The organism is Burkholderia sp. AU15512 (assembly GCF_002223325.1).
Lineage (GTDB): Bacteria > Pseudomonadota > Gammaproteobacteria > Burkholderiales > Burkholderiaceae > Burkholderia.
Genome location: NZ_NKEX01000003.1, coordinates 1,355,439 through 1,369,610 on the forward strand (window position 1 = coordinate 1,355,439; position 14,172 = coordinate 1,369,610).

Annotated in this window: 10 protein-coding genes; 8 read left to right on the forward strand and 2 right to left on the reverse strand. The window is 67.4% G+C overall.

The features are described from left to right. Positions 1-63: 63 nt before the first annotated feature. The 7 genes from CFB43_RS08990 to CFB43_RS09020 all read left to right on the forward strand — a co-directional run bounded on the left by CFB43_RS08990 (position 64) and on the right by CFB43_RS09020 (position 10,408). On the forward strand, positions 64-2,712 hold the full coding sequence (locus CFB43_RS08990; protein ID WP_089494804.1) for a fimbria/pilus outer membrane usher protein: 2,649 nt from the start codon (positions 64-66) through the stop codon (positions 2,710-2,712). A gap of 4 nt (positions 2,713-2,716) precedes the next feature. Then, positions 2,717-3,511, forward strand: a complete 795-nt coding sequence (locus CFB43_RS08995) for a fimbrial biogenesis chaperone (protein ID WP_089494805.1) — start codon at positions 2,717-2,719, stop codon at positions 3,509-3,511. A 110-nt stretch (positions 3,512-3,621) separates the two neighbouring features. Beyond that, positions 3,622-6,630: a two-partner secretion domain-containing protein gene (locus CFB43_RS09000; protein ID WP_089494806.1), complete on the forward strand. Its 3,009-nt coding sequence runs from the start codon at positions 3,622-3,624 to the stop codon at positions 6,628-6,630. A gap of 58 nt (positions 6,631-6,688) precedes the next feature. Further along, complete coding sequence (locus CFB43_RS09005; RefSeq protein ID WP_089494807.1) at positions 6,689-7,858, forward strand: fimbrial protein; 1,170 nt, start codon at positions 6,689-6,691, stop codon at positions 7,856-7,858. Positions 7,859-8,044: 186 nt separating this feature from the next. Then, positions 8,045-8,860 (forward strand): ABC transporter substrate-binding protein, encoded by an 816-nt coding sequence (locus CFB43_RS09010; protein WP_085038977.1) that lies wholly within the window; start codon positions 8,045-8,047, stop codon positions 8,858-8,860. A 97-nt stretch (positions 8,861-8,957) separates the two neighbouring features. After that, positions 8,958-9,680 (forward strand): amino acid ABC transporter permease, encoded by a 723-nt coding sequence (locus tag CFB43_RS09015; protein ID WP_089494808.1) that lies wholly within the window; start codon positions 8,958-8,960, stop codon positions 9,678-9,680. 2 nt (positions 9,681-9,682) lie between these two features. Continuing rightward, positions 9,683-10,408, forward strand: coding sequence for an amino acid ABC transporter permease (locus CFB43_RS09020; protein WP_089456601.1), 726 nt, complete (start codon positions 9,683-9,685; stop codon positions 10,406-10,408). 163 nt (positions 10,409-10,571) lie between these two features. On the opposite strand, the gene CFB43_RS09025 is transcribed toward CFB43_RS09020, so the two are convergent. Continuing rightward, complete coding sequence (locus tag CFB43_RS09025) at positions 10,572-11,834, reverse strand: M23 family metallopeptidase (RefSeq protein ID WP_089494809.1); 1,263 nt, start codon at positions 11,832-11,834, stop codon at positions 10,572-10,574. A 338-nt stretch (positions 11,835-12,172) separates the two neighbouring features. Beyond that, positions 12,173-12,820, reverse strand: a complete 648-nt coding sequence (locus tag CFB43_RS09030; RefSeq protein ID WP_089494810.1) for a TetR family transcriptional regulator — start codon at positions 12,818-12,820, stop codon at positions 12,173-12,175. 150 nt (positions 12,821-12,970) lie between these two features. Here CFB43_RS09030 and CFB43_RS09035 point away from each other — a divergent pair, with 150 nt between their 5' ends. Further along, positions 12,971-14,170: a MexX/AxyX family multidrug efflux RND transporter periplasmic adaptor subunit gene (locus tag CFB43_RS09035; RefSeq protein ID WP_089494811.1), complete on the forward strand. Its 1,200-nt coding sequence runs from the start codon at positions 12,971-12,973 to the stop codon at positions 14,168-14,170. The last annotated feature ends 2 nt before the right edge of the window (positions 14,171-14,172 follow it).

Consider the following 14,172-nt stretch of genomic DNA (forward strand, 5'->3'; position numbering starts at 1 on the left):
GCAGGTTTCCATTCTTCATGCGTATCGGAGTTACCGCTGCGACTACCGCAGCGGCCTTGCCTGATGGCGGTCGCGTCGGTATTTGCGTCGATCGCGATGACGTCGGGTGCAAACGCCGTCGCGGATACGGCCGTCGCGGTGGCGCGGGACGACGAGCGCAGCGAGACCACGGACGTACCGCCGGCGGCCGGCAAGACGCATTTCGACGACTCGATGCTGATGCACGGCCATGGCAGCGAGCCGATTGACACGACGCCGTTCGAGCGTCCGAACGCCGTCGAGCCGGGGCTGCATCGTGTGGATCTGATCGTCAACGGGCAGTGGCGCGGCGTGGAGGGCATCACTTTCCATCGCGACGCGCGCGATGACGTGTTGCCTTGCTACGACCGGCTGCTGCTGCAGCGGGCAGGTGTCGATCTTGACCGGAGCGCGCGCGGGCAGGACGGCAGCCAGCCTCCGAATCCGATGCCCGACGGGCTGATCTGCGAGGCCCTGTCCCGATACGTTCCCGGCGCCATGTTGTCGTTCGATGCGGCCGAGCAGAAACTGTATCTGACGGTTCCGCGGTTCTACATGCGTTTCGCCGGTCAGAGTACCTACGTCGATCCGGCCAACTGGACGAACGGCGTGCCCGCCGCGCGGTTGAACTACAACGCAAGTGTGTTCACGACGCGTTCGGGCGGGTACGAATTCACGCAGTTCTACACAGGCCTCTCGATGGCGGCGAGCGCCGGGCGGTTCCGGATTCGCCACAACGGCAACCTCACCTGGTCGCAGCGAGGCGGCGCCCGTTATCAGCGCGGCTACGTCTACGCGCAAACCGATCTGCCCGACTGGAACGCGCAGTTGCTGGCCGGCGAGAGCTCGACGAGCGGCACACTGTTCGACGCCGTGTCGTTCCGCGGCGTGCAGATCGCCAGCGACGACCGCATGCTGCCCGACGAACAGCGCTACTACGCGCCCGTGGTGCGCGGCGTCGCTCAGTCGAATGCCAAGGTGGCGATCTACCAGCGCGGCTATCTGGTTCACGAGACGACCGTCGCGCCGGGGCCGTTCGCGATCGACAACCTGCAGGCGATGAGCTACGGCGGCGACCTGAACGTGACGGTGACCGAGGCCAACGGTGAAACGCGCAGCTTCGTGGTGCCGTTCGCGACTGCGGTCCAATTGCTGCGTCCCGGCAGCACGCGATTCAGCGCGATGGCGGGCCGGGCGATCGACGTCGGCGGCGGCATTGGCACGCAATACGTCGGCCAGTTCACGGTGCAGCGCGGCGTCAGCAACGCACTGACGGCCTACGGCGGCGCCGCGTTTGCGAGCCGCTACCAGTCGGTGCTGATGGGTGTCGGGCTCAATACGTCGATCGGCGGCTTCGCAGCGGACGTCACGATCGCGCGAACCCAGCCGCCGGGCAGCGAGCGCCTGACCGGTTCGAGTATCCGCGTGTCGTACAGCAAGAACCTGCCGAACAGCGGCACGAACTTTTCGCTGCTCGCGTATCGCTACTCGACCAAGGGCTATCTCGGCCTGCGCGATGCGTTGATACTGAACGGCCGGAGCGATCAGCGCGTGGGCGCCGAGGCATTCGCGCGGCTGCGCAATCGGGTCGATCTCAACGTGAGTCAGCAGATCGGGCGATCGGGCAGCGTCTACGCGAACGGATCGGCACTCAGCTACTGGGCGGGAGGCGGGCAATCGCTCAGCTTCACGCTCGGTTACAGCACGCAATGGCGCGATGCGACCGTAACGGCGTCGGTGCAGCGCGTGCGCAACCTGTCCGCTCGGCAACCGTCGTTCGGCGGCGGGGCGGGCAGCACGCTCGTGAGCCTGAACGTTTCGATTCCGTTGGGACGCAACACGCGGCGCGCGCCGATCTTCAGCACGCTCACGACGCATGACACCAGCGCCGGCACCAGTGCCACCGCGAGCCTGGCCGGCCGTTTCGGCGAGCAGAGCGCCGGATCGTACTCGCTGTCGTCGAGCTACGACGGCAACAACCGCGCGTCGTCGGGCAGTTTCGGCGTGGGCTATCAATTGCCGGCCGTGTCGCTGTCGGCGAACGTCGGCTTGGGAAGCGGCTACCAGCAGGCGTCCGCGAACGCGGTGGGCGGCCTGGTGCTGCACCCGGGCGGCCTGACGCTGGCGCCCACCTTGAGCGAGACGGTCGGCGTCGTGCACGCACCGCACGCGCGCGGTGCCCTGGTGGGGAACTCGAACGCGCGCGTCGACCGGTTCGGCTACGCGATCGTACCGAGCCTCACGCCGTATCAGCTCAACAAGATCGACATCGATCCGAAGGATATCGCCGACGATGTCGAACTCAAGACGGTATCGCGCAGCGTCGCACCCCGCTCGGGCTCGGTCGTCATGCTGTCGTACGACACACTGAAGGCGCGCGCGCTGCTGATCGACGCGCAGACCGACGACGGCCGGCCACTGCCGTTCGCGGCGCGTGCGCTCGACGCACGCACCGGCACTTTGCTGGGCGCGGTCGGGCAGGGTAGCCGCCTGCTGGTGCGCAGTGCCGACGACGACGGGCAGATCCGTGTCGAATGGGGCACGCGCGCCGATCAGCGGTGCGTGATCGACTATGCGGTGCCGGCGCCGGAACGTACGTCCCGCGGCTATGTGACGCTGACGCGTGTCTGCCGCGCACTTCCAGCGATTGTGCCTGTTGCGGCGACGGCGCGCGGCCAGCACGTGGAGCCATAGTTCGATGCGTGTTCTCGATGTCCGTTCCGCCCTGGCGGCGTCCCGGCCGCCGCGCCGTACAGGTCGCTGGGCCGGCTTTGCCCGCATCGTGCGTGCGGCGGTGGCGGCTTGCGCGGCGAGCGTCGGGACAATCAACGGGCACGCGGCGCTGTCCGTGGTCGGAACCCGCTTCATCTATCCCGGCGATGCCCGTGCGCTGACGATCGTCGCGCGCAACGGTGGCGCCGCGCCGATCCTGGTTCAGTCGTGGCTCGACGTGGGCGACGCGAATGCCGATCCCGACCACCTGCGCGTGCCGTTCGTCGTTTCGCCGCCGCTCGCTCGACTCGATCCGGCGCAGTCGCTGGCGATCCGCGTGCAGTCCATCGGAGGCGACTTGCCGCTGGATCGCGAATCCTGCTTCTGGATCAACCTGCTCGAAGTACCGCCGGCCGCACCGGCAAGCGACAACACGCTGCGCATCGCGTACCGGCTGCGCCTGAAGCTCCTGTATCGGCCGCCCGGCCTTGCCGGCGATCCGGATCAGGCGCCGAGCGCACTGACCTGGACGCGCACGGATCAGCAGGACTCCCCATCGATCGTCGCCACCAATCCCACACCGTACTACGTGACGCTCACGCGCGTGCTGTTGCACGGGGAGCCGGTCGCATTGGTCGGTGAGGCTGTGGAGGTTCCGCCGTTCGGCCTGACCCGCGTCCCGATCGGTGAGTCAAGCGGCGTGCGATCGGGCGAGATCGTGTTCGACGCGGTCGACGACAGCGGGGCATCCCAGGAATACCGGAGGCAGCTGGAGCCGTAGCGGAGCGGCGGCACGCGGCACCATGTGCCGTTGCTGCTGCGCGCCGGGAGTTGCAGTACCCGTCCTGTCGGGGAATCGACAGGGTTTCAACCACAACAAGGAAAACGAGAATGAACAAGACATACGCTTTGGTATGGAACGCCGGGCAGGGCGTTTGGCAGGTGGCCGGCGAACGGGTACGCCGGCACGGCAAGTCGGCGACGCGCGCGCGTGTCGTCGCGGTGCTCGCGCTGCTCGCGGGCGGCGCGGCGACGTCCGCCCAGGCGCTTCCGGCGGGCGAGAACATCGTGTCCGGGAAGGCCGACATTCTTCGCTACGACAACGGGAAGCAGATGTCGATCAACCAGCACAGCGACAAGCTGGTGACGGACTGGCAGTCGTTCAACGTCGACAGCGGGCAGCGCGTCACGTTCAACCAGCCGTCCGACAAGTCGCTTGCGCTGAACCGGGTGATCGGCCAGGACGGCAGCACAATCCACGGCAACATCGACGCGAACGGCCGCGTATTCCTCGTCAACCCGAACGGCGTCCTGTTCGGCAAGGGCGCACAGGTCAACGTCGGTGGTCTGGTGGCGACGACGCTCGACATCAAGAACGAAGACTTCGAAGCCGGCCGCTTCCGGTTCTCCGGTCAGTCGCCGAGCGAAGTGCAGAACTTCGGCAATCTCGTCGCGAGCGAAGGCGGCGCGATCGCGCTGCTCGGCGCGAAAGTCGTCAACCGGGGGATCGTCCAGGCGCAGATGGGCACCGTCGCGCTGGGCGCCGGCAGTGACGCCACGCTGAACTTCGACGGCAGCAAGCTGCTCAGCGTGCAGATCGATCAGGGAACCATGAACGCACTGGTCAGCAACGAGCAGTTGCTGAAGGCCGACGGTGGGCGGGTGCTGATGGGCGCGAAGACCGTCGATACGGTGTTGCGCACGGTGGTCAACAACCAGGGCACCATCGAGGCGCGCACGCTCAGGAGTGTCGCGGGCCGGATCTCGCTGGACGGTCACGACGCCGGCACCGTCAACGTCGCGGGCGTGATGAACGCGAGCGCGACGACGCCGGGCAACGGCGGCACGGTCCACACCCGCGGCGCCGACGTGAAGGTGGCGCTGGGCGCGATGGTCGATACGCGCGCGACCAACGGGCGCGGCGGCACCTGGCGCATCGCATCGTCCGACGTGTCGGTCAAGGCGGGCGCGAACCAGCCGGGTACCATCGTGGCCGATACGCTGTCGCGCAACCTCGCGACGACCGATGTCGAACTGGTCGCCGAACGCGGCGGGATGTCGGTCGACGGACCGGTGACCTGGGCAAGCGGCAACCGGTTGGCGCTGGCCAGCCGGAACGGCGACGTGTCGGTCAACGGTGCGCTGCGCGCGACGGGGGCGAACGCGCGGGTGGCCATCGACGCGAAGAACAGCGTGCGGATCGCGGCGCCGATCGCACTGACCGGCGCGAATGCGCTGCTGACGCTCGACTACGGCGTCGCGTATTCGCTGACGGGCGCCGCGGCCGTGACGCTGTCGGGCACCGGAGCCGGCTTCGAGTCGAACGGCTATCTCTACACCGTGATCCAGAACCTGCAGCAGTTGCAGGGCATCAATACGAATCTCGACGGCTTGTACGTCCTCGGCAACAACATCGCCGGCTCCTGCTCCTGGTATTCCTGCCCCACGTTCAGGACCATCGGGTCGGGGGCGTCGTTCTCCGGCGTGTTCGATGGCCTCGGCAATACGATCAGCAACCTCGTCATCACGAGCAGCGATCCGTACGCGGGGCTGTTCGGCCGCAACGCCGGTACGCTCGCCAACCTCAAGCTGGCGTCGTTGCGCGTCAGTGCCGCGTCCGGTGTCGGTCCGGTGGCCATCGGCGGGCTGGTGGGCGAAAACGTCGGCAAGATCACGAACGTGGCCGCGACGGGCATGCAGGTGAGTGCCGGTGCGAACCGCGGCAATGCGTTGGGTGGCCTCGTCGGCATCAATAGCGGCGAGCTTTCGCAGTCGTCATTTGCCGGATCCGTGGCCGGGAACGGGATGTCGTATGCCGTTGGCGGCCTGGTCGGCGAAAACCGCATCGATTTGATGGGGGCAGGGATCGTGTCCGACAGCGAATCCAACGCCACCGTCACGGGCGGCGCATCGAACCAGGCGTCGATCGGCGGTCTCGTCGGCATGAATCGGGGCGGCGACATTCTGAGGTCGACGAGTCGGGGCACCACGTCGGGCGTCAATATCGCCGGCGTGAACGTCGGTGGGCTCGTGGGCGCGAATCTGCTTGGCAGGATCGACGACGGAACGGCTGTGGGGCGCGTGACAGGGGGCTCGGGCGGTACGGCGGGCGGACTCGTCGGCGTCAATACCGGCAAGATTGCCAATTCGAGCGCAAGCGGTGTCGTCGACGGCCGATATGCGCAAGCGATCGGCGGCTTCGTCGGGCTGAACCAGGGCATCGTGACCGACAGCAAGGCGCTGGGCGCCGTCATGAGCGCATCGACGGGTTCGACCGGCGGTTTCGTTGGCATCAACCTGGGCATGTATGCGTTCATCGACATGGCAGAAGCGCACGGCGCGGTCACCGGTGGGCAGGGCACCAATGGCGGCTTCGTCGGCAGCCATCTCGGCGGCCGGATTGCACACTCGGTCGCGCGTGGCAAGACGACCGGCGGCAACTACAGCAAGACGGGTGGTTTCGTCGGCAGCAACGCGGCCGAACTGACCAACGTCGATGCGAGCGGCGACGTATACGGCGGTGTCGGTGCATCGGTGGGGGGCTTCGCCGGCGCCAACACGACATCCGGCGAGATCGACACCGCGTCGGCAACCGGCAACGTGACGGGCGGCTCGTCGAGCACGGTGGGCGGGTTTGCCGGAGAAAACCTCGGTACCGTGCGCGATGCGTCGGCGTCGGGAACGGTCGGCGCCGGCAATTACGCGACCCTCGGCGGCCTGGCCGGCCTGAACGCGGGGCTCATCGAACGCTCGGCCGCGAGCGGGCGGATCAACGGATCGTCGAGTCAGACCTTTGGCGGTCTGGTCGGCATCAACCGGGGCACGTTCCGCAACAGCATTGCGTCCGGCGAGGCCGGGCTGCAGAAGGTTGCCGGTATCAATCTCGGCGTGATCGAGTAATGCAACGGGCGGCGGGCGAGCATGACCGGCGCCTGCCGCTGCCGCAACGGGAGGCAGCATGAAGACGATTCAATGGCGCAGGTCCGGGCGAGTCGGCCGGGCCGTACGTCGCCTGGCGATGGCGGGATATCTGGTGCTTGCATTCGGCCCGCACGTCAACGCGCAGACCGCCAGTGGCTCGACGGCGCAGAAATGCACGTTCAGCAACACCAACGCGTCACCCTGGAAGATGATCAATGCGTTGACGAGTGCGACACCCGTCGACACGATCCTGTATCAACGCACCGTTTCGCTCTTCGTTAAGTTCACATACGGCACTGCGACCGGGGAGCACGAACTGGTGGGGGCCGGGCATTGGAAGACAACGCCTATTGTCACGGACGGAGTCGCGAAGACGAACGTGAACGGTATCGGCTTCAAGTGGGCAGGCGTATCCGGCAACGAAGACGAGAATACCCTGCCGCAAGATTCGCTGCCGATGGTGACCGTGAAGCACAATCTCGGTCGTGGGAACCAAAGCGGTACCGAAAACACGCAGGCGATGATCTTCCGGCAGTATCTCGTCCTCGAAAAGCCGGCCTCGCAGTTGCCGGAAGGCAAGCTGGTCGTCAAGAACCTGCCGGGCAATCCGACCGTCGAGATTTATGCGATCGACTTGCCGAAAGGCGTCGCATCGGTAGGGAGCACGGTGACGGTGCCTGAACAGACGCCCTTGTGCGCACAGGCGATAACCTTCGTCGGCGCGGGCAACGTCTGCATCGGCAGCGAGTGCGAGATCCAGGTGCCGAATCGCTGCGAGATCCAGTCGAACTGGATCAAGCCGGTAACGCTCGGAAATGTCGCGATCGACAATTTCCCGACTTTGAACGCGATGTCGGAGCCGGTCAGCTTCGATATCACGCTCAGCCAATGCGCGGCCGCGGCCAAACCGAAGATCAGTTTCCGCGACAAGGCAGCGCAGCCGAATCCGGACAAGACATTGCTGCAGTTGAGCGCGCCGGCCGGCCGGTCGGTTGCGCACGGGTTCAACATCGTGATGACGCACCGGGATACGAACGAGCGGATCGCCTACGGCGAGCCGGGCACGGCCCCGACCTATCCGATGCATCGCGAAGCCGACACGGCGACGATCCCGCTCAGTGCCCGGTACATCCGAACCGGTGCGGATGGCGAGCTGCGGCCCGGAAACGCAAACGGGGCCGCGGAATTCACGTTCACGTTCCCGTGATGGCGCGCGCCGCGACGGGCGCGCTTCATCACGAAACCCGCTGAGCAAAGCACCATTTGTTGGTTCGGATTCGCGGCATGCGCTGATACGTTAGCGGCTTCGCGACGACACACTCCGTCGCGATGTTCTTCGAACCGGGCCGCCGCGCGATCCGCGGCGGCCTTCATAACAAATCAGGTCGTGCTCATGAAATTCCACACGCTCGCTACGTGGCTCGTCGGAGCCGCGCTCATCACCGCAGGCACCGTCGCGCATGCGGACCGTCTCGACGACATCAAGAAGGCCGGTGTGCTGCGCGTCGCGACGTTCGACAGCAACCCGCCGTTCGGCTATGTCGACGGCAAAAGCAATCATATCGTCGGCCTCGACGTCGACTATGCGAAGGCACTCGCCGACAAGCTCGGCGTGAAGCTGCAGCTCCAGCCGACCAACCCGGCGAACCGCATTCCGTTCCTGACGTCCGGCAAGGTCGATCTCGTGCTCGCGAACTTCACGATCACCGACGAGCGCGCGAAGCAGGTCGACTTCAGCATTCCGTATTTCTCGTCGGGCCAGCAGTTTCTCGCGAAGAAGGGCGTGCTGAAATCGGCCGACCAGCTGAACGCGCTGCGCGTCGGCGCCGACAAGGGCACGACCAACGAGATCACGCTGCGCGAAAAATTCCCGAAGGCGACGATCGTCGCGTACGACGACACGCCGTTCGCGTTCGCCGCGCTGCGCGCCGGCAACGTGCAGGCGATCACGCAGGACGGCCCGAAGCTGATCGGGCTGCTCGCGAACGTGCCGGACAAGCAGAACTACGAGATCCCGGCGTTCACGATCTCGAACGACTACATGGGCGTCGGCGTGCCGAAGGGCGAGACGCGCCTGCTCGGCTTCGTCAACGACACGCTGAAGGGGCTCGAGGCGAACGGCCGCGCCGTGCAGATTTACGACGCATGGTTCGGGCCGACGACGAAGACGCCGCTCACGCGCATCTTCCGGATCGGCGACAAGACCTGATCCGCATCGCACGCGCGCCGCGACTGGCCAAAGCATCATCGGCCGAGCGGCGCTTTTCGCATTCTTCCGATCGCGCGCTTCGCGCCCGCAACACAGCATGCTCGGGTTGGCTCCCAAATACCTGTCCTGGCTCTGGCAGGGTTTCCTGCTGACGCTCGGCCTCGCGGCCGCGTCGGCCGTCGTCGCGACCGCCGGCGGGCTGTTGCTCGCGGTCATGCGCCATGCGCGCGGCACGGCGCCGCGCGCGATGGCGGCCGCGTACGTCGTCACGTTCCGCAACACGCCGCTGCTCGTGCAGTTGCTGTTCTGGTATTTCGGTATCGCGTCGCTGCTGCCCGAGCCATGGATCGCGTGGCTGAACGCGCGTCATGCGTTGAGCATCGGCCCGTTCACGCTTGCGTGGCCGTCGTTCGAATTCGTCGCGGGCTGGGTCGGGCTGAGCGCCTATACGGCCGCGTTCGTCGCCGAGGAGTGCGAAGCCGGCCTGCGCGGCGTGCGGCGCGCGCAGCACGACGCAGCGGCCGCGCTCGGCCTCACGCCGATGCAGTCGCTGCGTTACGTGGTGCTGCCGCAGGCGGTGCGCATCGCGTTGCCGCCGCTGTTCGGCCAATACATGAATCTCGTGAAGAACTCGTCGCTCGCGATGGCGATCGGCGTGGCCGAGCTGTCGTATGCATCGCGGCAGGTCGAGACCGAGACGTTCAAGACCTTCGCCGCCTTCGGCGTGGCGACCGTGCTGTACGTCGCGGCGGTGGCCGCGATCGAAGCGCTCGCGTATGCGGCCACGCAATGGCGCGACCGGCTGGAAGCGGGGCGCTGACGATGGATCTCTCGCTGCTGTTCGCCAATCTGCCGTACCTGCTCGTGGGCGCGTTCCCGGAAGGGCCGCTCGGCGGCGCCGCGCTGTCGCTGCTGCTCGCGATCGCGTCGGCCGTCGCCTCGGCCGTGCTCGGCATCGCGCTCGGCGTGGCGATGGCGCTTGCGCGCGGCCCCGTGCGCGTGCTGCTGCTCGCGTTCATCGGCTTCTTCCGCGCGATTCCGGTGCTGATGCTGATCTTCTGGACCTACTTCCTGATGCCGATGCTGCTGCACATGGACGTGCCGGGGCTCGCGACGGTGGTGTGCGCGCTCGCGCTGATCGGCGGCGCGTATCTCGCGCACGCGGTGCATGCGGGCATCGTCGCGGCCGGCGACGGGCAATGGCAGGCCGGGCTGTCGCTCGGGCTCACGCGCTGGCAGACGGTGCGCTACGTGCTGCTGCCGCAGGCGATCCGGATCATGACGCCTTCATTCGTCAACCAGTGGGTCGCGCTCGTGAAGGACACGTCGCTCGCGTATATCGTCGGCGTGCCGGAGCTGTCGTTCGTCGCGACGCAGGTGAACAACCGGCTGATGGTGTATCCGGCACCGATCTTCCTGTTCGTCGCGCTGATCTATCTGGTGCTGTGCACGTCGCTCGACGGCGCGGCACGCTGGCTGCTGTCGCGGCGCCCGCGCGCGGAACGCGCCGCGCACGCGGCGGCCGAATATACGGAACCCGCGCGGTGACGGCATGCCGCGGCCGTTTCGAATGGCCGAAGACGGCGTGTCGTTAAGTCCGCGCAGCGGACAGCGCGTCACGCAGGCCAGCCCCGCTCGGGGGCAGGGGCACGGAAGGTTGAGCGCCTGCTGTGCGCCGCTGCGAGTCGAACGACGGCGCGCAGCACGTGCATCACGATGCCGAGTAATGCGTATTGAAGACGGCGCGCAGCGTCGATGAATCGGTCGCGAAATCGCCCCACAGCGGCCCGTCGTTCTGCGCGAACGCGAACGGCGTCGTACGGATCGACGCGAGACGGAAGCGCCATTGCGCCGCTTCCTGGCGGAAGGCGGTGAGCTGCATGTCGGACAGTGCCGTCTGCGCGCTCGCGAGCGTGACGAGCGGATCGACCGGATTGTTGGCGACGCGCACCTCGAAATGCAGGTGCGGGCCCGTCGCGGCGCCCGTCATCCCGACCGAGCCGATGCGCTGGCCCTGCTTCACGGTCTCGCCCGTCTTGAGGCCGTGCGCGAACGCGGACAGGTGCGCGTAGTAGGTCGAGTAACCATCGGCGTGATCGACGATCACGTAGCGGCCGTAGCCGCCCGGATCGGTGCCGACGAACGAGACGACGCCGTCGGCCGCCGCATCGACGGGGGTGCCGCTCGGCGCGGCGAGATCGACGCCCGTGTGGAACGCCATCGCCTGCGACAGCGGGTGAATGCGTTCGCCGAAGAACGAGCTGATGCGTGTCCACTTGACCGGCATCGTGAAGGCGGCGGCTTCGAGCGGCGAGCCGTCGAGCGCGTAGTACGCGCCGTGCTCGGCGCCCGGCGCGCGGAACCAGATCGCGCCGAACGTGCGGCCGGCGACGCGCAGTTCGAGCGCGGTGAGGCGCGGCGTGCCGTCGCTCGTATCGAACGCGACGCGGTAGTAGTCGCCGCGCTGCGCGCTCGCCCGCATCGCGACCTTGCCGCTGACGAGATCGCCGAGCTGGATGCGCACCTCGGGCGGCACGTCGAGACGGTTCAGCGTATCGGACAGCGTGAGCTCGATGTCGCCCGCGCGCATCCCGTGCTGGTTTTCAGGGGCCGCGAACTGGAACAGGTTCGCGTAGCCGAGCATCTCGTTGCGGTGCGCGCTGAGCGGCGCGAACAGCCCCGGCTGCTGGCTGCGGTCATTGCGTTCGCCGGCATCGTTGCGCTCGCCGATCGTGCGGGCGAGCTCGCTCGTCACGAAATGCTGCGCGGTGGGAAACGGCGTGTCGGACAGCACGCGCTGCGGCAGCGCGGCCGTGCCCGAATCGACGGCGCCCGGCAGTTGCGACACGGCCGGCAGCGCGGCGAAGCCGAGTGCGGCGAGGGCGCCGAGCACGGCGGCCGGCACGAGCGCGCGCGCAATGCGCTGCGCGCGGCCGGGCGCGAAAGCATCAGGGGTAGCGGCAGACTTGACCAAGGTGTCCACATCCAGGAAAGCGGTTCAAAGGGGTGTGGGCAGGGTCCACCGGCGGCACATCCGTCGGGCAGCGACGGGGCGGGCGGCGGGCGTGCAACAAAACAGGCCCCGCCAGGGGCCTGTATCGTTTCCGTTCGACCCAACGCGCGGGGCGGACCCGCTTCGAACGGCGGCGTGCATGCCGGGTCGTACCCGGTTATCACGAAGACGCTAAAGAAAGATGACAGCGTCAGTCTACCGATGTTCCGCGAAACGTTAAAAATTTTAAAGGGGGTCAGCTCATTCGTTTCGCAGTGCGGTAAATCGGGCTAAATCAGCATTTATTACGACAAATTCCGTCAGTCCGGCAATTTGTGCGCGCGGCCTCGCAGCGCGGCGGACGTGCGCACGGTGTCGAAGCCGGCGTCGAGCATGGCCTCGGCGTCGTTCCACAGGTTGCCGCGCAGCCGGTTGGTCCAGATCATCGACGCGAACACGCCTTCGAGCAGCGACACGAGATAGACGGCGGCCAGGTGCACGTCGAGATCGGCGGCGACTTCGCCGGCCGCGATCGCGCGGCGCAGCAGCGCCTTCGTGATCCGCAGCATCTGCAATTCGAGCAGCATGCGGCGCCGCTGCAGCGCGCCGTTCTCTTCGCTCTGCTCGCACTTCGTATAGAGGATCACGAGCACGCGCTGCATCGGGCCCGGCTCGCCGCATTCCTGCAGATAGTGCGACGCGGCGCGCCGCAGCGTGGCGAGCGGGGGCAGCCCTTCGCCGGCGTCGAAGCCTTCCGACGTGCGCGCGAACGCGCGGTCGCACATCGCGAGACACACTTCCATCTTGTTGCGGTAATGGCCATAGACGGCGCCCCGCGACATCCCGGCGGCCTCGGCGAGGTCCGCCATCGCGGTTTGCGCCACGCCTTTCTCGAGCAGCACGAGCTCGGCGGCGTCGAGGATCCGGTGCTTGATGGCGAGCGATTCTTCGCGGGTCTTGCGAGCCATGTCCTGAAATTCCTTACAGTTCGCTGTCGTTTTATTGAGACAGTGTGACGGTCAGATTGAAACGGCGCGTATTTAATCAGTCGTGACTGATTATAATCGGCCACCCTGAGCCGCCGCATTTTATCGGTGGCGAACGATCCGAGGTCACACATGAATAACAATCGCTCCCTGTTGCGCCACCGACTGGCGCCGTTCGCGCTGGCGGCCGCGCTGGCCCTGGCCGGATGTGGAAAGGGCGACAAGGACGCCGCGCCGGAGGCCGCGAAACAGGCGACGGTCGTAACGGTGCGCCCGACGGCCGTGCCGATGACCGTCGAATTGCCGGGCCGGCTCGACGCGTACCGGCAGGCGGAAGTGCGTGCGCGGGTCGCGGGCATCGTGACCGCGCGCACTTACGAGGAAGGCCAGGAAGTGAAGCAGGGCGCGGTGCTGTTCCGCATCGATCCCGCGCCGCTGAAGGCCGCGCGCGACGCCGCGCAGGGCGCGCTCGCGAAGGCGCAGGCCGCCGCGCTCGCGGCGAGCGACAAGCGCCGCCGTTACGACGATCTCGTGCGCGATCGCGCGGTGAGCGAACGCGACCACACCGAGGCCGTCGCGGCCGACACGCAGGCGAAGGCCGACGTCGCGTCCGCGAAGGCGGAGCTCGCGCGGGCGCAGCTGCAGCTCGACTATGCGACCGTCACCGCGCCGATCGCGGGCCGCGCCCGGCGCGCGCTCGTGACCGAAGGCGCGCTCGTCGGCCAGGACCAGGCGACGCCGCTCACGACCGTCGAGCAGCTCGATCCGATCTACGTGAACTTCTCTCAACCGGCGGCCGACGTCGATGCGCTGCGCCGCGCGGTGAAGAGCGGGCGGGCGACGGGCATCGCGCAGCACGACATCGCGGTGACGCTGCTGCGCGCCGACGGCACCGCGTATCCGCTGAAGGGCAGGCTGCTGTTCAGCGATCTCGCGGTCGATCCGACCACCGACACCGTCGCGATGCGCGCGCTGTTCCCGAATCCGGAGCGCGAGCTGCTGCCGGGCGCGTATGTGCGGATCGCGCTCGATACGGCGGTCGACCAGCGGGCGATCCTCGTGCCGCGCGATGCACTGCTGCGCACGGCCGACCGCACGTCGGTACGCGTCGTCGGCACGAACGGCAAGGTCAAGGACGTCGAGGTCACGGCCGACCAGATGAGCGGCCATGACTGGCGCATCACGCGCGGCCTCGCGGGCGGCGAGCGCGTGATCGTCGACAACGCCGCGCAGTTCGCGCCCGACACGGCCGTCAAGCCCGTCGAGCAGGCGCCGCCGTCGAAGGCGGCGCCGGCCGCGACCGCTTCGCAGGCGGCCGCCCGTCAAACCTGACT

What these genes read in the sequence shown, in the direction of transcription:
- CFB43_RS09010 (WP_085038977.1), top strand. Translation starts at nt 8,045, where the DNA reads ATGAAATTCCACACGCTCGCTACGTGGCTCGTCGGAGCCGCGCTCATC.
- CFB43_RS09000 (WP_089494806.1), top strand. Translation starts at nt 3,622, where the DNA reads ATGAACAAGACATACGCTTTGGTATGGAACGCCGGGCAGGGCGTTTGG.
- CFB43_RS08995 (WP_089494805.1), top strand. Translation starts at nt 2,717, where the DNA reads ATGCGTGTTCTCGATGTCCGTTCCGCCCTGGCGGCGTCCCGGCCGCCG.
- CFB43_RS09005 (WP_089494807.1), top strand. Translation starts at nt 6,689, where the DNA reads ATGAAGACGATTCAATGGCGCAGGTCCGGGCGAGTCGGCCGGGCCGTA.
- CFB43_RS08990 (WP_089494804.1), top strand. Translation starts at nt 64, where the DNA reads ATGGCGGTCGCGTCGGTATTTGCGTCGATCGCGATGACGTCGGGTGCA.
- CFB43_RS09015 (WP_089494808.1), top strand. Translation starts at nt 8,958, where the DNA reads ATGCTCGGGTTGGCTCCCAAATACCTGTCCTGGCTCTGGCAGGGTTTC.
- CFB43_RS09030 (WP_089494810.1), bottom strand. Translation starts at nt 12,820, where the DNA reads ATGGCTCGCAAGACCCGCGAAGAATCGCTCGCCATCAAGCACCGGATC.
- CFB43_RS09020 (WP_089456601.1), top strand. Translation starts at nt 9,683, where the DNA reads ATGGATCTCTCGCTGCTGTTCGCCAATCTGCCGTACCTGCTCGTGGGC.
- CFB43_RS09035 (WP_089494811.1), top strand. Translation starts at nt 12,971, where the DNA reads ATGAATAACAATCGCTCCCTGTTGCGCCACCGACTGGCGCCGTTCGCG.